Source organism: Amycolatopsis rubida, assembly GCF_900115345.1.
In the GTDB taxonomy this organism is placed as follows: domain Bacteria; phylum Actinomycetota; class Actinomycetes; order Mycobacteriales; family Pseudonocardiaceae; genus Amycolatopsis; species Amycolatopsis rubida.
Genome location: NZ_FOWC01000002.1, coordinates 522909 through 544709 on the forward strand (window position 1 = coordinate 522909; position 21801 = coordinate 544709).

A 21801-nucleotide genomic window follows, 5' to 3' on the forward strand; every position below is an offset into this window, starting at 1 on the left:
GGCCCGCCGGAAGTCAGGCAGCGAGCAGCAGCGGGCCGGAGCCGCCGAGCCGCTTGTGCAGCTCCTGCAAGCCCTTCACCGTCACGCGAACCTGCGGAGGATCGATCACGATCTCGCCGGTGCGCGGGTGCTTGTGCTTCTTCGGGATCGAGGCCAGGCGGCCGTTTTCGATCTGGTCCTGGTACGCCTCCCAACGACCGTGGCCGTTGCGGAAGAGCCAGCCCTGGCGGTGCATGTAGTCGAAGAGGCGATCCCGCCCCGTCTTGATCGACGGATCACGCGAAAGGATCTTCGCCGCGCCAGCGACGTCGAGGTCGCCCTCACCGGAGGCCAGGGTGTTCCATGCGTGCGCAGCCGGTTCCAGCTCGGCGTTACGACGGAGCGCCGCGACGTACCGCTCGGCCATCTCCAGCTCCGACATCGGCCGCTCCCGCGTGTCGACCACCCCGGTCTCCCGCAACTGGCGCAGGATCGCCTTCACCCGCGACTTCAGCGTCTTCGCCGACGGGAGCGTCGAACGGAAGATCAGCTCCCAGATCCCGTCCTCGAAGATGACGGAAACGCGCTGGTCGCCCCCAGGGGTACTCACGATCTGAGTACCCTTCTCGTCCTCGTCGAGGACGCGGACGGCGTTCGCCGCGTCGCGGTAGCCCATCGCCTTCGCGAACGGACCGGCCACCACGAACGCGCGGCCGTCCTCGGCGAGACCGAAGTGCTCGACCGCCAAGCCGTCACCGGCAGCGGTGAAGATGTCCAACTCGGACACTGTGATCTCCTTTCGACGGCTGGGGTTCAGGCGACGCGGCGGAGGTGCTTGCGGCAGCCGCACGCGGGCTCGCCAGGCATGCCGCGCATCCACGCCTCGACCGCGGCGCGGAGGACGGACCAGCGACCGCGACGCTTCTTCTGGTGGCCGTGTAGCTCGCCGCTTTCGAGCGCCTTGTAGACCGTCATCGGGTGCCGGTCGTACTCGGCGGCGACCTGGTGCGGGGTCATCCAGTCGCTCACGCCGCCACCCGCTTCGGGCCGGTCGACTTCTCCTGGTCCTGTCGCTTCGTCGGCCCGGTCGACTCTTCCTTCCGCTCGGTCTCCTTCGCACCGCGAGCGCCGCGGCGTCCGTCCCCGACGGTCTCGAGGACGATCTCGGTGACGGGAAGCGCGAGGCCGCGGGCGATCCGATGCGACATGTGCCGGGAGCACAGGTCGCTGTTGTTGCGGAGGTTGCGGAAGTAGCCGTCGGAGATCTCTTCACGGCCGGCGAACTCTTTCGGGGTGACCCCCAGTTCGGCGAGCCGCTCGTCGATTCGCGGGCCGTTCAATCGATCTGGCATGCGTAGAGACTCGCAGAACCTCGCAGAGGTGTCAAGCAGAACATCGCAGTTATACGTTGTCTTGCTTTCTTCTGCGAGTTTCTGTAGCTTCTGCGGCATGGCGAGACGAAGAACGGCAGGGAGCAGGCCCAGGTCGAGGGCTTCGCGCCGGTGTCAAGGTCTGCGATATTCTGCGCGAGTGACGCTCCGCCGGAAGGAACTCGGCGCGCTCGTTCGCAATGAACGAGTCCGCCGGGGCATGCGGTCCCAGCCCGCCCTCGCCAAGCGGGCAGGCATCAGCGCCCGCAGGGTCAGCGACGTGGAACGCGGCGAATATGCTGGCGCGAAGACTTTCGACGCGATCGAATCGGCACTCGACTGGCCGAAGCGGAGCATGCAGGCGTACCTCGATGGCGGTCCGGAGCCGACGGCGACAGCGCCGGAAGAACCGCGCCACGAGTGGTCCGCCTCCGAACGCGCCCGCATGCGAGACATGTCGATGGCCGAGGTGCAGGAGACTCACGACATTTTCCGGCGCCGGTCGGAATATCTGGCCGACGTGTGGCTGCGCGAGGTGATGCGCGTCAAAGCCGAGGCCGAGACCAAAATGGATAGTCAGCCGAACACGGAGCGTTAGCAACCACACTGGCCCCCAATCGAGGCACCTACCTGCGGCGTTACATGATTCGGCCGTTCAAGTGAACTGCCCGCTCGGCACATCGCAGGCTGTTAACGCACGCTCTGTGATCAGCGACGTATGGGCACATACGTTCGATTGCATTGACAATGCCTGCCTACAGGGGGCTGTTTTGATCCAGAAACCGCAGAGCTGGCGGCCATCCACCACGCTTCTCGCGACCTGCACCGCACTCGCGTTGACCGCAGCCCTGGTAGTGCTGCTGGTCCCCAACCTCGGCAACGACTCGACGCCGACCGCGCTCTTCGTCGCCGCGGCCAGCGCCGCGCTCGCATGGATCTGGCGCATGCACCTGCATCGCGTCGCAGCCGAGCAGCGTGCCGACGAAGCGCTAATCGCGAGGCTGCGCTGCGCCCACGACGAGGAACGCCGCCGAGAGGAGGAAGCGTTCCGCGAGATCACGAGGCACTTCGACGAAGGAGATCACTTGCATGGCATGGACTAGAACGGGTCGGTTCGAGCAGAGCGGGGGCATCGATGGCGTCCACTAGAAAGCTTCCGTCCGGCAGATACCAGGGTCGCTACCGCGACGCCGCTGGCGTCGACCAGTCGGCAGGCACATTCACCCAGGAAGCGCAAGCGCTGCGGGAGGCCGGACGCCGCGAGGCGGAGTCACGGGAGCCGGGTGCGCTCGACGTGAAGGGCGCGAAGATCCAGTGGGGCGCGTGGTTCGACCTGTGGCACGGCAGCCGATCGCTGGCGTTCGCGACGGATGAGAACTACCGGTCCATCGCTGGCAACTGGCTGATGAAGGAGTGGTCGACCACGAGACTGGCGGACATCACCCCGATGTCCATCGAACGCTGGAAGAAGAAGCTGACGACCCCGAAGAAACGGGGCGAGAAGCCGCCGTGCCCGCCGTGGACGTTCCGGTCTGCGCTGATGCTGCTGAAGACGAGCCTGAACGCGGCTGTCGACGACAAGCGTCTGGCGTCCAGTCCGGCGAAGAGCGTCGAGTACCCGGATCTGCCGCAGGGCCTTGAGCGGTACCTGACTCCGGACGAGGTGGACGCGATCACGTGGGCGCTGGACGGCCCGAACGCGCTGCTCGTGCGACTCGGGGTGGAGACGGGTCTGCGGTTCGGGGAGATCGCGGGGCTGCACTGGCACCGCCTCGACCTGAAACGCGGCGCGATCAGGGTGGTGGAGAAGTTCGATCAGAAGTCCTACATGATCGACCCGGTGCCGAAGGACAAGGAGGAGCGCACCGTCCCGCTGCCGTCGGATCTTGTCGGGAAGCTGATCGCCCACCGGGACCACACCGAGCAGCGCGCGACGTGCGGGCTGGTGCACCGGGTCGGCGAATGCCAGGGCGACATCCTCTTCCGCGGCGCGCGCGGCGCGCCGTTGAAGTCGAACGACTGGGGCAAGACGATCTGGCGGAAGGCCCTCGACCGCGCGGGCATCGAGGGCCGGGTGCGGCCGCACGACATGCGACACACCTACGCCTCGTGGCTGATCCAGGAGGGCGTGTCGCTGCCGGAGATCGCGCGCGTCATGGGGCACTCGGACGTCGAGGTGACCCAGCGGTACGCGCACCTGAGCGACGACGGTTTCGAGACCGTTCGGACCGCGCTTGAGCGACGAACCGGGCAATCCCCGACGGACGAACCGGACCCGTCAGCGGATGTGGCCGCTCTGGCTCGGCGGCTCGCCGCCGTGGAGACCGCACTGGCGGAACTGACCGCGGGGCGTGCCACACCGTTTGCCACAGGCGCGGGCTTAACCGGGCTTATTCCGGCTGATTCGATGATCACCGAACAAGCCGTCTGACCTGCGCGGGAACACACAAACTTAGGCATGATTACCGAGGCTGATTCCCGGGAACCTAGGTCCGTGCCAGTGAGAGTTCGAGTCTCTCCGGCCCCACCCCGGCCGCCACCCCCGCACCTTCAGCGCGCCCCCGTGCCCAGTGGGCTTTGGCTGTCCGGGAGGGGGAGACCCTGAGGGAATCTGATTCCCTCAGGGTTCCCTCACGGACATCTCAGTCGTTGGTGCGCGGAGCCGGGTCAGCACAGCGTCAATCGCAGGCAACCCCGCCGCGCGCAGCGCTCGCCCGCGAAGCCAGCTGCTCCCGTGCCCGCGTCAACGCAGCGATCCGCTCGTCCAAAACCGCCAACCGCCGATCCACCAGCGCCACCGCGCTCGAGGACAGCCGCCGTGCGGGCAGGTCTCCCTGCAGGCACGAGCCCAACGGCCGGATGTCTTCCATCGTGAGCCCCGAGTCGAGCAGGTAGCGGATGTTCGCCACCCGCTCGATCGCGGACTCGTCGTAGTGCCGGTACCCGTTGCGGGAGCGGGCCGCGGTCAGCAAGCCCTGCTCCTCGTAGAACCTCAGCGCCCTGGTCGTCACGCCGGTGGCCTTCGCCAGCTCTCCGATCCGCACCGACCCGAGCGTACGCCGCTAAGCGATCACTGCGCCGCCGTCGACGGGCATCACGACGCCGGTGATGTACTCCGCTCCGGGGCTGGCGAGCTGCACGATCCAGTGCGCGACTTCTTCCGGACGGGCCAGCCGCCCCAGCGGCACCATTTCCCGCAGCATTTCGTGCTGCGCCTGGGATTGTTCGGCAGTCAGGCCCTCGCGGGCGTAGATCTCGGTGGCGACCGGGCCGGGTGCTACCGCGGTGACGCGGATGCCGCGCGGGGCGAGTTGCACTGCCCAGCTTCGGGTCAGCGACTCCAGCGCGGCTTTCGTCGCCGCGTAGAACTCCCGGCCGGCCATCGGCCAGCCGCGCTGGCCGATCGCGGTCGTCACGTTGACCACCACACCCTCGCTCAGGTGCGGCAGCGCGGCCTGCACCAGATGGACCGGCGCGAGCAGGTTCGTCGCCACCACCCCGTCGAACGCGCCGGGCTTGATTTCGCCCAGCGCGGCCGGTTCGACGATGCCGGCGTTGTTCACCAGCACGTCGATCCGGCCGAATTCGGCAAGCGTCGCAGCGATAATCGTCTCCGCGGCACCAGCCTCGGTGATGTCGGCGGCGAACGGGCGGATCCGCGAGAAGCCCTCCGCGGTTTCGGCGAGCCGCTCCGCGGTGCGGCCGACGACGAGGACGTTCGCGCCTCGCCGGGCGAACTCGCGCGCGGTGACCTGTCCGATGCCCGTTCCGCCGCCGGTGACGATCACGGCCTTGCCTTCAAACTGTCCTTCACTCATGTCATCCGACGCTAAACATTGCCGTATGCGTGAAGGTCAAGCCGCTCAGCGCACGCGGTCGTAAACCAGGGCCACTTCGCCGAGGTCTCCGGTCTCCTGGTACGCGACTGTCCACTTAGTACCCGGAAGGCCGTCGTCGAACAGCCGCGGGCCGCCGCCGGCGATCTGCGGGCAGATGGTCAGGTACAGCCGGTCGACCAGGTCCTCGGCCAGCAGCGCCTTGATCACGCTGACGCTGCTGTTGACCAGGATGTCGCCCTCGCCGTCGGCCTTCAGCGAGGCGACGACCTCGGCGGCGGGCGCGTTCACGATGCGCGTGCGCTCCCACGGCGACTCGGCGAGCGTGCTCGACAGGACCACCTTTTCCGTGTCCACCAGCCATTTCGCGTAGCCGCGGTCGCGCGGGTCGGCGTTTTCGTCGGCGGCGACGGCCGGCCAGAAGCCGAGGAAGCCTTCCGCGCTGCGGCGGCCGAGCAGCGCGGTCGTCGCGTTCGCCCAGATGCGGCTCATCTGGTTGCGGGCGGTTTCGGTGGTCATGTACGGGATGATCGCGCTCATGTCGCCGGGGCCTTCCGGGCCGTGGCAGCGGCCGTCGAGGGTCAGGGCGAGGTTGGCGGTGACCCGACGCTCGGTCATGACTGGGTGTCCTTTCGAGTGATGACTTCGGTGAGATGGTCGAGGACCTGTCCCCAGCCGGTTTCGATTCCGGCGACGGCGGACACGGCCCCGGCCGTCGTCGCACTGATCTCCAGCCCCAGCCGCAGCCGGGTGCCGCCGTTCGCGGCGGCGGCGAGGGCGAGGTCGTAGTGGCCGCTGAACGCGACGGCTCCGGCCGTGTCCAGCACCGACAGGTCGAACACGAGCCGCTCGGTTTCGCTAGCGGCCCGGACCTGCCCTTCCGAGCGGTAAGTGCCTTCGGCGTCGCGGTAGGCGAGAACGACACGCCCGCCCGGCTCCGGTTCGAGGACACACTCGGTGACAGTCAGGGACGGCGGGACCCACCACGACGCCAGCAGCCCGGCGTCCGTCCAGTGCCGCCAAACCGTTTCCGGCGGCACCGGCAGCTCGCGCTCGAAGGAGAACGCGCGGCCGTCAGCCCAGCGATCCTCGTCCGCAGCCGCGGTTTCGGCTTCGATCGCCGCGCGGTAACGGTCGAGCACGTCGCGCTCCCCCGCATGCGCCTCGATCGTCGCGGCCAACTTGTGGAGCTGGCCCGCGAACTCCCGCAGCGGAGCCGCTTCGGCCGCGTAGACCCGCCGCTGCCCGAGCGGGGCCATGGTGACCAGGCCGGCGCGGGCAAGGGCCTGCAGGTGCTTGGTCGTCTGCGGCTGCCGCAGCCCAGTCAGCTCAACCAGTTCGCCGACCGATCGCGGCCGCTGCGCGAGCAGTTCGACCAGCTGCCACCTGGTGGTGTCTGCGAGTGCTGAGGCGATCCCGTCCATACCGCAAAGTATTCATCACATCGAATATTCGCGTCAAGGAATTCTTCTTACCTCGGCAGCAGCCGGGCGGCGAGGTTGCGGACCGCCAGGCCCCGTTTCGTGCGCGGGACCAGCATCGAAGCCGCCACCTGAACCCCGCGCTGCTTGGGCTTCACGCGCGCTCGATGGGCCGCCTCGTAGCGCGCGAACGCCTCGGCGGGGGCACCGTCCGCAAGCGCCGCGGCGAGGGTGTGCGCCCCGACGATCGCGAGACTGGAACCGTCGCCGAGCAGCGAGACGCAGGACGCGGCGTCGCCGACCAGCGCGACCCGGCCGCGGTGCCACGTCGGCGGATCGACCACGGCGACCGCGTCGAAGAACACGTCGTCGGCTGCTTCGAAGCGGGCCAGCAACTCCGGGACTCGCCAGCCGAGACCGCGATAGGCGGCGGACACGATTTCCTTGCCCTGCCCGGAGTCGGGCGCGCGGAAGATGAACGCGACCCCGGAATTGCCCCGCACCGGATGGATCGCCACGAGCCTGCCGGGGGTGTTCAGCAGGACCACGTCCTCCGGATAGCCGGACGGCTCGCCGAGTGACACCGTCCCGACATACAGCCCGGCGTGCCGGACGAACTTCTCCTCGACGCCGAACACGAGCCGCCGCACCGCCGAGTGCACCCCGTCCGCGCCGATCACCAGGTCAAACCGGCGCGGAGCAGCGTGCTCGAAGGTCACGTCGACCCCGCCGTCGTCCTGCTGCAACGCGGTGACGGTGTCGCCGAAGAGAATCTCCGCGTCGTCGCGCGCCGATTCGTACAGTGCGGAGGCGAGGTCGGCTCGCGGGACCTCGATTTCTTTGCGCACCGCCATTCGCACTGTGGTCACCGAACGCCCGCGCGCGTTGAGCACTCGCAGCCGCTTCGCGTGCGTCGCGACTTCGCGCAGCCGCGGCACGACACCCATCGCGTCGGCCACCTCCATCGCGCCCGCGCGGACGTCCACCGGGTTGCCGCTGCTGCGCTGCCCAGTCGCCCGTTCCACGACGGTCGGCCGGAAACCGTTGCGCGCCAGCCAGAACGCGAGGGTCGAGCCAGCGATCCCGGCACCGCACACGAGCACGTCACGAGTCATGCGTCCGAATATAACCGCACTCAGTGCAGATTTGCAATGAGTGCCGGTTTGCACTCGATGCCGTATACTTGCGCCATGTCGCTCCGTGAACGCAAGCGCGCCCGCACGCGCCAGGCCCTGATCGACGCGGCCATGGACCTCTTCGAGCGCAACGGCTACGACGAGACGACAATCGCTGACATCGCCGCCGCCGCCGAGATCGGCACGCGCACGTTCTTCAGCTACTTCGCCAGCAAGGAAGAACTGCTGTTCCCGGACGCCGAGAGCCGGGTGCAGGCGTTGCTCCAGGCTCTCGCGAACCGCGCCCCGGACGACCGGCCGATCGACCTGCTGGTCCGCGTCCTCGCCGACGGCGGCGAGGTCAGCAACGACATCATCGGCAAGCTGACCCCGTTGCGGATGCGGCTGCTCCAGACCGTGCCCGCCATCCAGGGCCGGGCGCTGCAGATCCAGTTCAACGCCGAGCGCCGGATCGCCGAAATCCTCGCCGAAGCCTTTCCCGAAGAACTCGACGACCTCACCGCCCGCACGTTGACCGGCGCGTTCGCCGGCGCGGTGCGCGGAGCGTCGCAGGCCATGCTCGACCGCACCGGCGAGCTGCCTCCCGAGCAGCGAGCCGAAGCGACCCGGCAGGCCATCGTGACGACGCTCGCGCCGCTGCTCAAGCGTGACTGACGTGCTCCGCGCACAGGCACGCCACCGCGGTGTCGATCCACTCGCGGCCTTCCCACTCCGGATGCCGTTTGATCAGCTCCTCCCGCACCTCCGCGATCACGGTCGCCTCGTCCATCGCGGCATCGCGGCGGCGCCAGGTCTCGTCGCGCAGCAGTTCGAGGTAGGCGCGCAGGTCGTCGAGCAGTTCCGGACCGCTGATGTCGCCGTGGCCGGGCACGACGATTTCGGGTCGCTGCCGCGACAGCTTCCGCATGACCTCGATCCAGCGGATCCCGGACACGTCGGTGTCGTGCGGCGGGAACCACGGGAAGATCGCGAACTGGCCGGTCTCGGCGAGGTCGCCGGTGAACAGGACGCCCGCGTCCGGGACCGTGACGACCTGGTCGCCCTTGCTGTGCGCGCGGCCGGTGGCGCGCAGCTGCACGACGCGACCGCCGAGGTCGAGGTCGTGCGATGAGTCGTAGACGAGGTCCGGGGCCGGCAGTTCGACACCGTCGAGCTGCCGCGCGACCGGCTCCCCCAGACCGCTGAACATCTGCAGGTAACCGGGGCCTTTCGCGGCGAGGTCGGTCGCCTGCGCGCGGTTGACCAGGTAGGTCGCGGCACCGGAGAAGGTCTGCGCGCCGAACGCGTGCTCGGGGTGGAAATGCGTGGTGGTCAAGTAAATCCGGCGGCCGCGCGCGTACTCGGTGGCGAACTTCAGCACGGTTTCCGCGTTGCGCGGTCCCATGCCGGTCTCGACGACGAGCACGGAATGCGTCCCGCCGATGACGCCGACGTTCGGCACCAGCTGCACGCCCTGGTTCGGGACCACGACGAGGTCGCGGGCGAGTTCGCGCACCTGGGAGGTCTGCACGACGGGATCGGGATACGGGTAGTCGGCCATCGCCGGGGCTCCTCGGAAAGCACGGAATCAGTGACGGTTCCAGTCCAGCGCCGCGCCCGCGCGGTGTCCAAGACCGATCCGCTTTTCCCAATACCGCACGGGTATTGTCGCTGGTTGTGGATCTCCGTTCACTCCGGTACTTCGTCGCGGTCGCCGAGGAACGCCACTTCGGCCGGGCGGCGGCGCGGCTGCACATGACCCAGCCGCCGCTGAGCCGCGCGATCAAACAGCTCGAAACCGGCCTCGGCGCGATTCTGCTGGAGCGTTCCCCGTCCGGAGTCACGCTCACCGCCGCCGGAACCGCGCTCTACGACGAGGCCCGCACTCTGCTCGCGGGAGCAGACCAGGCCCGCGCGCGGGTCGCCGCGGCCGCCGGGCCGGGAACGCTCACGCTCGGCACCCTCGCCGACAGCTCGGAACCGGTCGGGATCCGGCTCGCCGGCGAGTTCCGCGAACGGCATCCGGGCGTCCGGATCAGCGTCCGCGAGTCCGATCTCACCGATCCGGCCACCGGCCTGCGCGCCGGGCTCGTGGACGTCGCGCTGACCCGGATTCCGTTCGACACCACCGGAATCCGCACGCACGTGCTGCGCTCCGACCCGATGGGCGTCGTCCTGCGCGCGGATGATCCGCTGGCCGGACGCGCCGAGGTGCGCCGGGAGGAACTCGCCGACCGGGCGTGGTTCCGGTTCCCGGACGGCACCGACCCGCGGTGGCGGGAGTTCTGGAGCGGCGGCACCGGCGGCCCGGTCGTGCGGACCGTGCACGAATGCCTGCAAGCCGTGCTGTGGAACGGAACCGTCGGGCTCGCCCCGCTCGCGCACTCGTTTCCCGAGGGCGTCACGACGGTCCCGCTCGCCGGCTGCCCGCCGAGCCGGCTCGTGGTCGCCTGGCGCGAGGACTCGACGCCGCCGCTGGTCCGCTCGTTCGTCGAACTCGCCGTGCGCATCGCCGGGCGCGACGGCCGCGAAACCCCCGCGAACCCGTAGGCTGGGCCCGGACATCGGGGAGGTGCAGGCGGTGCCGGAACGCAATCCGCTGCGGATCCTGCGCAAATGCGCGGACTGGTTCGAAAACCGCGGCGTGTACATCCCCGGCGAGGAAAGCCGCGCGGTCGACCCGGTGCGCGACTTCGGCTGGCTCATGGTCGCCTGGGGCGCGGGGGTCGCGGTGTTCATCCTGTTGTTCGCGTTCGCGGTCTGAATCCCTACCTGCGACTGTTGACATCGGGGTGATGACTGTCACCCGGAGTGCTCTTTCGATCACGGATCGGCCACGGGTGTACACCAGGTCCGCGTCTTCCGCACCGTGACGGCATTACTGCCGCCAGAGTGGAGCGGGTCCGCCCGGCAACTACGCCGAACGGCACACCGCCCCACCCCGACTGGAGTACCCCCGCGATGGCGCCCCCGCGCACCCCGAAACTGCTGGTGACCGCCTGCCTGCTGTTCTCCGTGGCAGCCTGTGGCGGCGTCAACGCTCGGGAAGGCTCCGCCGCGCTGGGCGTCGGCAACCCGGCGGCGCAGCCCGCGGCCGAGCAAGCCTCCGGCGACCTGCAGTTCGGCGCCAACCACCGCTTCGCCAGCGGGATCACGGTCTCGCTGTCGGCTCCGCAGTCCTTCCAGCCGAGCCCGGCGGCGTACCCGCGCAGTGCCCGCGCGGCGGCGTTCTACATCCAGGTCACGAACAACGGCACCGACCCGTACCGGGTTTCCGGGCTCTCGGTCACCGCGACGGTCGCCGGGAAGCCGGCGAAGCAGGTCGTGGACGCCACGCAGGGGCTTGGCGGCGTTTCCGACGCGGGAAAGGACCTGATGCCGGGCCGGTCTACGCAGGTCACGCTCGCTTTCGCGGTGCCTGCGGGCAGCGCCCGGATGGCGGTGCGGGTGCGGCCGAGCACGGGCGAGCCCGCCGTCGTCACCTATTGCGGAGACGCCTGAATTACTCTCGTCCCCATGACCGACCAGCGACTTGCCGTGGGCGACGAAGCGCCCGGATTCACCCTGCCGGACAGCACCGGCAAGAACGTCTCGCTCAGCGACTTCCGGGGCCAGGCCGTGGTGGTGTACTTCTACCCGGCCGCGGGCACGCCGGGGTGCACCAAGCAGGCTTGCGATTTCCGGGACAGTCTCGCGGAACTGAATGACGCGGGGTATCAGGTGCTGGGAATTTCGCCGGACAAGCCGGAGAAGCTGGCCAAGTTCGTCGAGGCGGAGAAGCTGACGTTCCCGCTGCTGTCCGATGTGGACAAGGAAGTGCTGTCCGCGTGGGGAGCGTTCGGGGAGAAGAAGAATTACGGAAGGATCGTGCAGGGGGTGATCCGGTCCACGTTCATTGTGGACGCGGACGGGAAGATCGCCAAGGCCGCCTACAACGTGCGGGCGACTGGGCATGTGGCGAAGTTGATCCGGGATCTGGGGATTTCCGCCTGAATGAGTTCCCGAAGCGCGGAGAGGCCGGGCTGGTCTCTCCGCGCGATCGGTCAGCGACGCACCGGATAGCGCAGGTGCAGTACCCGGTCGCCCTGGACCACCTCGGGGTTCTCCAAGAGGTGCTGTGCGTTGACTGAGCCGAAGTAGCGTTTGCCGGATCCGAAGACCACCGGCACCACGTCCATGCGCACCTCGTCAACCAGGCCCGCGGCTAATGCTTGGCCGCCGACGTCGCCAGCGGCGATCTCCATGATGCGGTCGCCTGCCAGCTCTTGTGCTTTGGCCACGGCTGCCTTGACGCCGTCGACGAAGTGGAACGGCGCCGTGGGGTCCCAGCCTTCGGGCGCTGGGCGGTGGGTCACGACGACCACGTGGTCGATTCCGCTCGGCGGCTTTCCATCCCAGCCGTCGGTCAGGTCGAAGACGTGGCGGCCCGCGACGGTCACCCCTATTTGGTCCCAGTACGCACGGGTGTAGTCGTACGAGGCCTGCGACACCTTCAGCACGCCACTCTCGTCCAGCGGGACGTCGCCGCTGGTCAGCCACTCGAACAGCGGACCGGGCTGGTCGTTTTCATCGGCGATGAAGCCGTCCGCCGACACTGAGCTGTACATGACGACCTTGCCCACGGGGGTTCTCCTCTGCTTCGGATGGCCCCAAACTAGCGGGTCGCGCGCGGTCGCTCTTGTAAGAAATCAATCGGCGGGCAGCGGCCAGCCGTCCAGGGTGTGGCCGGGATGTTCGCGCAGGAACCGCCGCCGGACTTCGAGGTATCGGGTCGGCGTGAAGCCGGTGAACGCCCGGAACTCGTGGCCGAAGTGGGCTTGGTCGAAGTAGCCCGCGCGACCGGCGAGGTCGCCCCAGTCGATCGGTCCGGCCGGGTCGATCGCGAACACGGTGGCGGTGAAGCGGTGCGTGCGGGCCAGCCGCTTCGGGGTGACGCCGACGAGTGCTTTGAACCGTTGTGCCAGGTGGGTGCTGCTGACCCCGGCTGCCTCGCTCAAGCCGCCGATCGCCACCGCGCCACGAGTGGCCGCGATGATGCTGCTCATCTGGCGGACCAGGCCCAACCCCGTGGTTTCGGTCAGCCGTCGCATCAGCTCGGCTTCGAGGAGTGCCAGCATTTCGTGCGGTCCGGTGGCCGCGGCCAGCCGGTCTCGCAGTGCGGCGATGGCGGGTCGGCCCCAGACCTGTTCAATCGTCACCGGCCGGTCGCACAGTTCGGCGGCGGGCATCGGCAGGAAGGGCGCCAGCCCCCACGGTTTGAAGTGCACGCCGACGGAGCGGGTCCCGGGCGGATAGCCGAATTCGTAGGCGCGGGTCGGCATGGTGATCACGCAGCCGTCGGCGTACTCGGCTGTCTCGAGACCGGTGCGGATCCGGAACGGTGCCCCGAGATTGACGATGAGCAACGCCGACGGTGCCGGCGGCAGCGTCAGCCGGGCGTACGGCGGCGTGCCCGCCAGGTAGTAGAGGTCGTCGATCAGGCCGTCCAGCGGCGGTCGCGGCGCCTGGGACACGTACTCCACGCAGCCAGCATTGCCTAGAGCCGCCAGCCAGCGCTACTCACGGGGGAAGCGCAGGGTGAAGGTGGTGCCGCGCCCGGGAGTGCTGGCGGCGGTGATTTCGCCGCCGTGGGCTTCGGCTAGTTTGCGGACGATTGCCAGGCCTAGACCGCTGCCGCCGGACACTCGGCTGCGGGAGGGATCCGCGCGCCAGAAACGGTCGAAAACCCGGGGCAGATCTTCGGGAGCGATGCCGGTTCCAGTGTCGGTTACTTCGAAAATTGCGTCGTTTCCGACCTGCCTCGCGGTGACGGTAACCGAGCCGCCGGGCGGGGTGTGGCGGATCGCGTTCGAGACCAGGTTGTCCAGTGCTTGGCGCAAGCGCACGGGATCCGCGGTGATGGCGGGGTTTTCCATGGGCGGGACGGACAAGCGGACGTCGGCGGATTCGGCGCGCGGGGCATGCGCGGCGGCGAGGTGGGCCAGCAGGGTGTTGGCGTCGACGGGTTCGGGGTGGACGCGCAGCGCACCAGCGTCGGCCAGGGCCAGGTCTTGCAGGTCGTCCACGATGTGCTGCAGGTGGACCGCCTCCTCCAGCAGGGAGGCGACCAGGTCGTCGTCGAGCTGGCTGATGCCGTCCTGGGCGGCTTCCAGCCAGCCTCTGATGGTGGAAAGCGGAGTGCGCAGTTCGTGCGCGACGTCGCTGACCATCGCCTTGCGGGCGTTCTCCAGCTCTTCCCTCGCCCGCGCCATCTCGTTGAACGCGGTGGCCAGGCGGGCGATCTCGTCCTTGCCTTTGACGCGGACCCGGGCACCCGTCTCGCCTGCCTTCAGGCGCTGGGCCGCGCCGGTCAACGCGCGCAGCGGGCGGATCAGGCGGATCGACGCCAATGCGGTGACGATGACCGTCAGCAGGAGGATCGCGGCGGTGACGGCGACCAGTTTCGTGCGGTTTTCCGCGGAGAGGGTGAAGCCGGTCGGTGGCTGGTCGGTGCCCTTTTCGGTGATGTAGAGCCAGGCCGCGGGGGCTACGTAGGGGGTCAGCTGCTCTTTGCGAGCTGACGTTACGCAGTTGGTGATGGTCTGGTCGGTGGCTTGGACGACGGGACCGTCGAAGGTCCACAAGAGACCCAGTTTGGCTACCGGGACGGTGCTGTCGTTCCGGCCGAGACAGGCGTCGATCAGGCCGGACAGCTTGTTCAACGCGGCTCGCTCGGTCTCGGTGGGGCGCTCCAGCAGAGCGGTGCCGCATTGGGCGGTGCCCGCGGGCGCGATCACCCTCGGGTGGCCGCTCGGGGAGACTTCCAGGCTGCCCAAGCCGGTTCTGCGCTGGGTGCAGGACAGGACCTTGCCCGCGATTTCCTGGAGCTCTTCGCGTTCGTCGGCGGGGAGCCGGTAGGGGCCGACCGCGTCCGGGTCGATGCGGTCCGGGGTGGATTTGATGCCCAGCCGGGTGTCGACCGCCAGCGGGTCGATGACGGCGGACGGCTGCGGCGGGAGTTTGCCCGGGTGCTGTTCCGAACTGGCGATCAGCTTCCCCTGCGGGGTGGTCAGGACGATTTGGCGGCCGGTTTTCTCCGCGTAGTCGTCGATCGTCTTGGTCGCGCCGGACCACGCGGGATGAGTCGCCGCGTACGAGAGGAGGGCCTGGTAGATCGTGCCGTCGTCGGCGAAGAGCTGGCCTTGTTCCCGTTCGATGGCACCGGAAGTGGTCCGGGAGGCCAGCCAGGCGGTGGCGGCGATGGCGCACACCGCGATGGCGGCGGTTACCGCGAAGAGGCGGAAGAGAAGGCTACGGGGCATCGGACTTCGCGGTCAGTTTGTAGCCAACGCCGTAAACCGTCAGGAGCTTCGCGGGTTTTCTGGGATTGGCTTCGATTTTCTTTCGGAGATTCATGACGTGCACGTCAATGGCGCGCTGAGTGATGTAGCGGTCGAAGCCGTGCAGATGTTCCAGCAGTTGCGCCCTGGTGAAAACCTGGTCCGGACGAGCGGCCATGATCTCCAGGATCCGGAATTCTCCCGGAGTCGTTTCGACCGGGTTTCCGCTTACCGCGACCTCGTGCCTTTCCTTGTCGACGGTCAGGGTGCCGACTTTGATCGGACCGTCGCTGGCCGAGTTCGTTCTCCGCAGCAGGGTCCGGACCCGCGCCATGAGTTCGCGCGGGCTGTAGGGCTTGGTGACGTAATCGTCCGCGCCCAGGTCGAGGCCCTGGAGCAGGTCGTCCTCGGTCGAGCGGGCCGTGAGCATGAGGATCGGCAGGTCGGACGAGGCCCGGATGGTCCGGCAGACGGTCAGGCCGTTCATGCCCGGGAGCATGACGTCCAGGATCAGGAGATCGGGTTCCGCCGTGCGGATTTCCGCCAGTGCGGCCTCGCCGGTGGGCGCGACGAGCACGGTGTGCTGCTCGTGTTCCAGGTAGCGGCGGACCAGTTCCGCTTGTTTGGGATCGTCTTCGGCAAGGACGATATGGGCGCACATGCTTGCCGAGACTAGCCGCAGGCCTGCCCCGAAGCCACCAGTGCGGCCCCGGGGCAGGCGCGGCAGTTATGCGTCGGCCAGTTTCCGCAAGGCAGGCAGAAGTGCGCGCAATGCCTTTCCACGGTGCGAAACGGCGTCTTTTTCCGCCGGGGCCAGTTCCGCGCTGGTTTTCGTTTCGTTTTCCGGCACGAAGATCGGGTCGTAGCCGAAACCGTTGGTTCCGCGCTTTTCCCGCGTCAGCGTGCCGCGCCAGTCGCCGCGGACCGTGCTGGTCTCGCCGGAGGGAAGGGCCAGTACGGCGGCGCAGACGAAGGCCGCGCCCCGGCGCTCGTCCGGGGTGTCGGTCAACTGCGCCAGCACCAGGTTCAGGTTCGCTTCGTCGTCGCCGTGCTTGCCGGACCAGCGGGCCGACAGGACGCCGGGCATGCCGTTCAACGCGTCCACGGTCAGGCCCGAATCGTCCGCGATGGCGGGCAACCCGGTGGCGGCCACCGCGTCGCGCGCTTTGGCCGCGGCGTTGCCCTCGAAGTCGGGGGCGGTTTCCGGAGCTTCCGGGAACTCCTCGACGTCGTTCAGGCCGAGCACCTCGATGCCCTGAATGCCTTCCGCCTCCAGGATCCGGCGCAACTCGCCCAGTTTCTTCGCGTTCCGGGTGGCCAGCAGCAGCTTGGTCACTTCTGGCCCTTCTTCCGGTCCGGACGCGGTTCCGGCAGCTCGCCCGGGTACGGCAGCGCCAGCGCTTCGTTCTGCAGCCGGGTCAGTTCCGCGCAGCCGGCCAGCGCCAGGTCGAGCATGGTGTCCAAAGTGGACCGAGCGAAGGTGGCTCCTTCACCGGTGCCCTGCACCTCGATGAGGGTCCCGGCGTCGGTGGCGACCACGTTCATGTCGACCTCGGCGCGCGAGTCCTCCTCATACGGCAGGTCGAGGCGCACCCGGCCGTCCACGACGCCGACGCTCACCGCGGCCACCGAGGACGACAGCGGCTGCGGGTCGTTGAGCCGGTTCGCCGCGCCCAGCCAGGTGATCGCGTCCGCCAGTGCCACATACCCGCCGGTGACCGCGGCGGTGCGGGTGCCGCCGTCCGCCTGGATCACGTCGCAGTCGATGACGATCGTGTTCTCGCCGAGCGCGGCCAAGTCGATGCACGCGCGCAGGGAGCGGCCGATCAGCCGGGAGATCTCGTGCGTCCGGCCGCCGATCCGGCCCTTGACCGCTTCGCGGTCGCTGCGGGTGTTGGTCGCGGACGGGAGCATCGCGTACTCCGCGGTCACCCAGCCGAGACCGGACCCGGCACGCCAGCGCGGCACGCCCTCGGTCACGCTCGCCGCGCACAGCACCCTGGTGTTGCCGAACTCGACGAGCACCGACCCGGCAGGCCACTTCTGGAACCCGCGGGTGAGCTTCACTTCGCGGAGCTGGTCGTCGTTCCTGCCATCTTTTCTCACCACGGGGAGCACTCTAGGACCTACCTCTGACACTTTCGCGATCAGAGGTCGTAGACCGCGCCCTGCGTCACCAGCTCGGCGTCCGGGAACACCGCTTTGGCCTCGGCCAGGACAGCGTTCCGGTCCGTCCACGGCGCGACATGAGTCAGCAGCAGACGGCCGACACCGGCTTCCTTGGCCAGTTCTCCTGCTTCTTTCCCGGAGAGGTGCACGCCTTCCGGACGGTCGGCAGCATCGGTCCAGGACGCTTCGGAAAGCAGAACATCGACACCGTCGGCCAGTTCGCCGAGGCCGCGGCACAGTCCGGTGTCGCCGGTGTACGCGAGGATGGCGCCGCCGTACGCGATGCGTAGGCCGAATGCAGGCGTCGGGTGGTACACAGCAACAGCGGTCACGTCGAAGGGACCGATCTCAATCATCTCTTCGCGCAACTCATGGAACTCGTAGACGTCCGACAGATCCACAGCGGCTCGCTCAGCCGCGTCGGCCGCGTACGCGTGCGCGAGGCGCGAAGGCGCGTCTGCTGGTGCGTACAGCGGCAACCGTTTCGGCCGCGCGGGGTACGGCGGCGCGGGGTGGTAGCGGCGAAGCACCGTCAGGGAGTTGACGTCGGCGCAGTGGTCGGCGTGCAGGTGCGAAAGGAGCAGCGCGTCCAGGTCGAACGGGTCCAGCACGGTCTGCAATTGGGCGAACGCGCCCGAGCCCAGCTCAAGACCGAGCCGGTAGCCCTCCGCCTCCAGGAGGTACCCGGACGCGGCTGCGTTCGGCCCGGGGATGCTGCCCGAACACCCGAGGATCGTCAGTCGCACCCCGTCAGCCTATAATCCGGCCACAGTCACGGCCTCATGACTTCGCTGCAACGGTTACGTACCGCTTCAGCGTCGGCCTGCTTTTGGTCGAATTGGCACCTGTGCTCAGCGGTGCCGCGGCGTCACGCGCTCACCGGGTCCAGCGCACCCGGCGCGAAGCCCATGAACCGCTGCGCCAAGCGGGCGAACGGCTCCGGCGAACCGGTGGCGAGGAACTCGTGTTTCGGCGGCTCGTCGCGTTCGGCGAGCAGGTCGAGTTCAGTCAGCACGCGGTAGAGGTCCTTGGCGGTTTCGTCGGCGCTGGAAACGAGCGTGACGTCCTGTCCCATCACGATCTGCAGCACGCCGGACAACAGCGGATAGTGCGTGCAGCCGAGGATGAGTGTGTCGACTTCGGCTTCGAGCAACGGCTGCAGATAACCCTGTGCCAGACCGAGGATCTGTCGGCCGGTCGTGATGCCGCGCTCCACGAAGTCGACGAAGCGCGGGCAAGCGACGCTAGTGAGGCGTACGTCGGGCGCGGCGGCGAAGGCGTCGTCGTACGCCCTCGAACGCACTGTGCCCTCGGTGCCAATCAGACCGACGCGTCCGCTGTGCGTCGCGACTGCGGCTCGCCGCGCGGCTGGAAGGACCACTTCGATGACAGGTACGTCGTAGCGTTCGCGCGCGTCGCGAAGGCAGGCCGCCGACGCGGTGTTGCACGCGATCACCAACGCCTTCACGCCGCTCTCGACCATGTCGTCGAGGGCGGCCAACGCGTACTCGCGAGCAGTGGCGATGGGCAGTGGACCGTACGGGTTGCGCGCGGTGTCGCCGACGTAGCGCAACTGTTCGGCAGGCAGCAGTTCGAGAATCGAGCGTGCGACGGTGAGCCCGCCGACGCCGGAATCGAAAACACCGATGGGCGCGCCTGGAGAACTCACATCCCGAGGTTACCCGGGGTCGTCGGCTCGATCTTCCGGGATTTGACGCGTTCCCCGCGTGAGGTCAGCCACGCGGCGAGGATGCCGGCCAGCGCGCCGAAGAGGTGGCCCTGCCAGGAGATGCCGGGGTTGCCGGGCAGCAGGCCCCAGAGCATCCCGCTCCAGATGCCGAGCAGCACGACGGCGACCGCGATCTGCGCGAACGACCGGTGGAACAGGCCGCGCACCAGCAGGTACGCGAGCCAGCCGAAGGCGAGCCCGGACGCGCCCACGGTATAGGTGTTCGCCGGTCCGACCAGCCACACGCCGAGCCCGGAAACCAGCCAGATGATCGCGGTGACCACGGCGAACCGGCCGATGCCCGCCGCCATCGCGAGGAAGGAGAAGACCAGTACCGGCACCGTGTTGGAGAACAGATGCGACCAGCCCGCGTGCAGCAGCGGCGCCCAGAGGATGCCGTCGAGGCTGGACGCTTCCCGCGACAGGATCCCGCCGTGCGTGAACTCTCCCGGGAGGATCACGTCGAGGAGTTCCACGAGGTACAGCACGGCCACGAACCCCAACGCGACGAACGCCGCGGCCTTGGGATCGGGCGGCAGGATGCGCTTCGCGGCGTCGACCGGCTTGCCGCTGCCAGCGGCGGGCGGCGGCGACGTCGGCGGGAGGGGAGGCAGTGTGCTCACGTCCTCAGGCTACGTCGCGGGCGGGCGGGCGGCCTCGGGAGAAATCCCTGAACTTCGCTCCGCCGCCCCCCTCACGACCTCCGGTGCTCGGCAGCGGGTCGTGAGGGGGCCCTGAGGGAATCAGATTCCCTGAAGGTGGCCCGCACGACCTCGCCCACGGAAGTGCGGCGGCGAGGTCGTGCGGGGGGCCGTCAGGAGGGCAGCCGGGCCGTGGCGGGTTTCCGGAGCAAGTTTCCGTAGGCAGCGGCGAACAAGGCGGAAAGCAACGCGGCCACCGCCGCCACCGCGAAACTCCATCCCGGGCCGCCCGCCGGCAGCACCACCGCGCCGACCGCGCCGGCGAGGCTGCTGCCCACCACCCGGACCAGCGCGTTGATCCCGCCTGCCGCGGCCGTCTTCGCGGGCTCGACGTGCTCGACCGCCATCGTCCCCAAGGCGGCGTAACCGAGCCCGATGCCCAGCCCCAGCACCGCCGCGACGGCATAGAGCCCAAGCCCGTCCCCCGGCAGCGTCGTCAGCCACAACGCGGCCACCAGCACCACCGCCGAACCGCCCGCGACCAGTGCGGGCGCGCTGAACCGGCGCATCAACGCACCGGCCAGCACCGAAACCACCAGCATCAAGACCGTCGTCGGCAGGAGATAAAGCCCCACCTGCAACACCGACGCGCCGAGCACACCCTGCGCGTACGCGGAAAGCGTCATGATCGTGGCGAACAACGCGAAGCCGAGCAGGAACGACGCCACCGTCGCGCCGATCGTTTTTCGGTGCAGCAGCATCGGAATCTCAATCAACGGCGTCTTCGTGCGCCGCGCCGTCGCGATCCACACCGCCGCCAGCACCACGGCCGCGACCAGGAGCCCGACAGTCGCCCAGCCCCATTCGGCGCCCTTGCTGATCGCCAGCAGCAGGCAGATCAGCCACCCCGACACCAGCACCGCGCCCAGCAGATCCGGCGAACCGCTCCGGACCTCGGCCGTCCGGTCCTCCCGGACCGCGGCGACCAGTGCGAACGCCACCACGCCGAGCGCCGCCAGCACCCAGAAGACCAGCTGGTGATCGCCGCCGGCGAGCCCGGCGAGAATCATCCCGCCGCCGCTGCCCGCGCCGATCGTCGCGCTCAGCACGCCGATCGCGGTCGGCAGCGAGCGCGCCGGCAGAACGTTCCTGACCTGGCCGATCGCCAGCGGCAGCACCGGCGCGGCCGCCCCTTGCAGGATCCGGCCGACGACCAGCAGCGGCAGCGAATCCGCCACCGCCCCCAGCACCGATCCTCCGACCAGCGACGCGAGCACGACCAGCGACATCGTGCGCCTGCCGTAGAGATCGCCCAGCTGCGCGACCAGCGGAATCGCGACCGCGCCCGCCAGCAGCCCGGCGGTCAGCGCCCACGACACCGAACTCAGCGGCACCCCCAGCTTGAGCTGCAGCCGCGGCAGCAACGGCACCACCACGGTCATCTGCAAAGTCCCGACCGCCACCGCGAACGCCAGCGCGGCGACCGTCCCCCAGTAGTTTTTATACATGTATAAAAAGTAGCATGGCGGCATGCCAGCGCGCACCGGCCGACCGCCGAAGATCTCCAAGGCCGATATCGTGGCCGCAGCTCACCGGGTCATCGACTCCGACGGCGTCGACGCGTTGACCATGCGCCGCCTCGCCCGGGAGGTCGGCAGCACGGCGATGGCGCTGTATCACCACGTGCGCGACAAAGAGGGCCTGCTTCTTCTGCTGCTTGACGACTACGCGCGCCGCGAAATGCCTCGGCCGGAGAACCTCCCCGAGGAACCGGCGGAGCGGATCGTGGCTGTCGCGAGCGCGATGCGGGACGGGCTGGCGAACTGCCCGTGGATCGTGGAGGTACTGCGCTCTGACGACCTGCTGTCGGTCGGAGGGCTGTGGTACCCGGAGAAAATCGTTGCGGCGGCGGGAAAAGCCGGGCTGCCGATCGAGGCGGCGGTGGAGGTCTACCGAGCGGTGTGGCACTACACGCTCGGCGAGATCAGCTCACGCGCGGCCGCCGCGCGACGACGCGATCAGGGCGGCGACACTTACCGTCAGCGAGTTTTCGCGGAACTGGACGCGACGGAATTCCCGACGCTCGCCCAGGTCGGGCCGCGCTGGGAAACCCTTACCGCACAAGCCGACTACGAACGGGGCGTGCGCGCACTCGTCACCGGATTGCTGCCGTGAGGGGAACCCTGTGGGAATCAGATTCCCACAGGGTTCCCCTCACGGAC

Annotated in this window: 28 protein-coding genes; 9 read left to right on the top strand and 19 right to left on the bottom strand. The window is 68.8% G+C overall.

Annotated features, from left to right (window positions below; genetic code table 11):
* Nucleotides 1-13 precede the first annotated feature (13 nt).
* From BM362_RS11350 to BM362_RS11360, 3 genes are read right to left on the bottom strand one after another with little or no spacing between them, the layout of a single operon-like run.
* Nucleotides 14-766, bottom strand: coding sequence for a phage antirepressor KilAC domain-containing protein (locus BM362_RS11350; RefSeq protein ID WP_093573088.1), 753 nt, complete (start codon nucleotides 764-766; stop codon nucleotides 14-16).
* A gap of 26 nt (nucleotides 767-792) precedes the next feature.
* Nucleotides 793-1008: a helix-turn-helix domain-containing protein gene (locus BM362_RS11355; protein ID WP_093573089.1), complete on the bottom strand. Its 216-nt coding sequence runs from the start codon at nucleotides 1006-1008 to the stop codon at nucleotides 793-795.
* A complete protein-coding gene (locus tag BM362_RS11360) occupies nucleotides 1005-1331 on the bottom strand; it encodes a hypothetical protein (RefSeq protein WP_143132409.1) in 327 nt (108 codons plus the stop codon). The genes BM362_RS11355 and BM362_RS11360 overlap by 4 nt, the downstream gene beginning before the upstream one ends.
* 298 nt (nucleotides 1332-1629) lie before the next feature.
* Here BM362_RS11360 and BM362_RS11365 point away from each other — a divergent pair, with 298 nt between their 5' ends.
* The 3 genes from BM362_RS11365 (at nucleotide 1630) to BM362_RS11370 (ending at nucleotide 3780) form a co-directional block, all read left to right on the top strand.
* Entirely contained in the window at nucleotides 1630-1947 is a 318-nt protein-coding gene (locus BM362_RS11365; protein WP_143132410.1) for a hypothetical protein, read from the top strand.
* 106 nt (nucleotides 1948-2053) lie between these two features.
* Nucleotides 2054-2452: a hypothetical protein gene (locus BM362_RS47370; RefSeq protein ID WP_167545268.1), complete on the top strand. Its 399-nt coding sequence runs from the start codon at nucleotides 2054-2056 to the stop codon at nucleotides 2450-2452.
* A 32-nt stretch (nucleotides 2453-2484) separates the two neighbouring features.
* Nucleotides 2485-3780 carry a tyrosine-type recombinase/integrase gene (locus BM362_RS11370; RefSeq protein ID WP_167545269.1) on the top strand — a complete coding sequence of 432 codons (1296 nt, stop codon included), beginning with the start codon at nucleotides 2485-2487 and terminating at the stop codon, nucleotides 3778-3780.
* Between the two features lie 247 nt (nucleotides 3781-4027).
* On the opposite strand, the gene BM362_RS11375 is transcribed toward BM362_RS11370, so the two are convergent.
* The 5 genes from BM362_RS11375 to BM362_RS11395 are packed head-to-tail and all read right to left on the bottom strand — an operon-like array spanning nucleotide 4028 to nucleotide 7721.
* Nucleotides 4028-4393 carry a MerR family transcriptional regulator gene (locus tag BM362_RS11375; protein WP_067580298.1) on the bottom strand — a complete coding sequence of 122 codons (366 nt, stop codon included), beginning with the start codon at nucleotides 4391-4393 and terminating at the stop codon, nucleotides 4028-4030.
* 18 nt (nucleotides 4394-4411) lie between these two features.
* A complete protein-coding gene (locus BM362_RS11380) occupies nucleotides 4412-5167 on the bottom strand; it encodes an SDR family NAD(P)-dependent oxidoreductase (RefSeq protein WP_093573093.1) in 756 nt (251 codons plus the stop codon).
* Nucleotides 5168-5212: 45 nt separating this feature from the next.
* Nucleotides 5213-5803: a dihydrofolate reductase family protein gene (locus BM362_RS11385; protein ID WP_093573094.1), complete on the bottom strand. Its 591-nt coding sequence runs from the start codon at nucleotides 5801-5803 to the stop codon at nucleotides 5213-5215.
* On the bottom strand, nucleotides 5800-6609 hold the full coding sequence (locus tag BM362_RS11390) for a metalloregulator ArsR/SmtB family transcription factor (RefSeq protein WP_093573095.1): 810 nt from the start codon (nucleotides 6607-6609) through the stop codon (nucleotides 5800-5802). The genes BM362_RS11385 and BM362_RS11390 overlap by 4 nt, the downstream gene beginning before the upstream one ends.
* A gap of 47 nt (nucleotides 6610-6656) precedes the next feature.
* On the bottom strand, nucleotides 6657-7721 hold the full coding sequence (locus tag BM362_RS11395; RefSeq protein WP_093573096.1) for an FAD-dependent oxidoreductase: 1065 nt from the start codon (nucleotides 7719-7721) through the stop codon (nucleotides 6657-6659).
* Nucleotides 7722-7796: 75 nt separating this feature from the next.
* On the opposite strand from BM362_RS11395, the gene BM362_RS11400 reads away from it, so the two are divergent.
* Entirely contained in the window at nucleotides 7797-8396 is a 600-nt protein-coding gene (locus tag BM362_RS11400) for a TetR/AcrR family transcriptional regulator (RefSeq protein ID WP_067580287.1), read from the top strand.
* Here the strand turns inward: BM362_RS11400 and BM362_RS11405 are convergent.
* On the bottom strand, nucleotides 8383-9282 hold the full coding sequence (locus BM362_RS11405) for an MBL fold metallo-hydrolase (protein WP_093573097.1): 900 nt from the start codon (nucleotides 9280-9282) through the stop codon (nucleotides 8383-8385). The two genes, BM362_RS11400 and BM362_RS11405, sit on opposite strands and share 14 nt — an antisense overlap.
* Before the next feature lie 116 nt (nucleotides 9283-9398).
* Here BM362_RS11405 and BM362_RS11410 point away from each other — a divergent pair, with 116 nt between their 5' ends.
* The 4 genes from BM362_RS11410 to bcp all read left to right on the top strand — a co-directional run bounded on the left by BM362_RS11410 (nucleotide 9399) and on the right by bcp (nucleotide 11714).
* Nucleotides 9399-10271: a LysR family transcriptional regulator gene (locus tag BM362_RS11410; RefSeq protein WP_093573098.1), complete on the top strand. Its 873-nt coding sequence runs from the start codon at nucleotides 9399-9401 to the stop codon at nucleotides 10269-10271.
* Nucleotides 10272-10302: 31 nt separating this feature from the next.
* Entirely contained in the window at nucleotides 10303-10485 is a 183-nt protein-coding gene (locus tag BM362_RS11415) for a hypothetical protein (protein WP_037358542.1), read from the top strand.
* Between the two features lie 197 nt (nucleotides 10486-10682).
* Nucleotides 10683-11222, top strand: a complete 540-nt coding sequence (locus BM362_RS11420) for a hypothetical protein (protein WP_093573099.1) — start codon at nucleotides 10683-10685, stop codon at nucleotides 11220-11222.
* 15 nt (nucleotides 11223-11237) lie between these two features.
* Complete coding sequence (gene bcp, locus BM362_RS11425; protein ID WP_067580279.1) at nucleotides 11238-11714, top strand: thioredoxin-dependent thiol peroxidase; 477 nt, start codon at nucleotides 11238-11240, stop codon at nucleotides 11712-11714.
* A 50-nt stretch (nucleotides 11715-11764) separates the two neighbouring features.
* On the opposite strand, the gene BM362_RS11430 is transcribed toward bcp, so the two are convergent.
* The 10 genes from BM362_RS11430 to BM362_RS11475 all read right to left on the bottom strand — a co-directional run bounded on the left by BM362_RS11430 (nucleotide 11765) and on the right by BM362_RS11475 (nucleotide 21087).
* Nucleotides 11765-12343 carry a dihydrofolate reductase family protein gene (locus tag BM362_RS11430; protein ID WP_093573100.1) on the bottom strand — a complete coding sequence of 193 codons (579 nt, stop codon included), beginning with the start codon at nucleotides 12341-12343 and terminating at the stop codon, nucleotides 11765-11767.
* A gap of 66 nt (nucleotides 12344-12409) precedes the next feature.
* Nucleotides 12410-13243, bottom strand: coding sequence for a helix-turn-helix domain-containing protein (locus BM362_RS11435; RefSeq protein WP_093573101.1), 834 nt, complete (start codon nucleotides 13241-13243; stop codon nucleotides 12410-12412).
* Nucleotides 13244-13276: 33 nt separating this feature from the next.
* A complete protein-coding gene (locus tag BM362_RS11440) occupies nucleotides 13277-15022 on the bottom strand; it encodes a sensor histidine kinase (protein WP_067580275.1) in 1746 nt (581 codons plus the stop codon).
* Complete coding sequence (locus BM362_RS11445) at nucleotides 15012-15701, bottom strand: response regulator transcription factor (protein WP_067580273.1); 690 nt, start codon at nucleotides 15699-15701, stop codon at nucleotides 15012-15014. The genes BM362_RS11440 and BM362_RS11445 overlap by 11 nt, the downstream gene beginning before the upstream one ends.
* A gap of 66 nt (nucleotides 15702-15767) precedes the next feature.
* Nucleotides 15768-16376, bottom strand: a complete 609-nt coding sequence (rdgB, locus tag BM362_RS11450) for an RdgB/HAM1 family non-canonical purine NTP pyrophosphatase (RefSeq protein WP_093573102.1) — start codon at nucleotides 16374-16376, stop codon at nucleotides 15768-15770.
* The gene (gene rph, locus BM362_RS11455; RefSeq protein ID WP_067580269.1) at nucleotides 16373-17149 is read right to left on the bottom strand and encodes a ribonuclease PH; all 777 of its coding nucleotides are present in this window, start codon (nucleotides 17147-17149) and stop codon (nucleotides 16373-16375) included. The genes rdgB and rph overlap by 4 nt, the downstream gene beginning before the upstream one ends.
* Nucleotides 17150-17187: 38 nt before the next feature.
* A complete protein-coding gene (locus BM362_RS11460) occupies nucleotides 17188-17955 on the bottom strand; it encodes an MBL fold metallo-hydrolase (protein WP_093573103.1) in 768 nt (255 codons plus the stop codon).
* A 122-nt stretch (nucleotides 17956-18077) separates the two neighbouring features.
* Complete coding sequence (gene murI / locus BM362_RS11465) at nucleotides 18078-18878, bottom strand: glutamate racemase (protein ID WP_037815260.1); 801 nt, start codon at nucleotides 18876-18878, stop codon at nucleotides 18078-18080.
* Nucleotides 18875-19561 carry a rhomboid family intramembrane serine protease gene (locus tag BM362_RS11470; RefSeq protein WP_369805897.1) on the bottom strand — a complete coding sequence of 229 codons (687 nt, stop codon included), beginning with the start codon at nucleotides 19559-19561 and terminating at the stop codon, nucleotides 18875-18877. Before BM362_RS11470 ends, murI begins: the two co-directional genes overlap by 4 nt.
* Nucleotides 19562-19752: 191 nt before the next feature.
* Entirely contained in the window at nucleotides 19753-21087 is a 1335-nt protein-coding gene (locus BM362_RS11475) for an MFS transporter (protein WP_093573104.1), read from the bottom strand.
* A 22-nt stretch (nucleotides 21088-21109) separates the two neighbouring features.
* Between BM362_RS11475 and BM362_RS11480 the strand changes: the two genes are divergently transcribed.
* A complete protein-coding gene (locus BM362_RS11480) occupies nucleotides 21110-21754 on the top strand; it encodes a TetR/AcrR family transcriptional regulator (protein WP_093573105.1) in 645 nt (214 codons plus the stop codon).
* Nucleotides 21755-21801 lie beyond the last annotated feature (47 nt).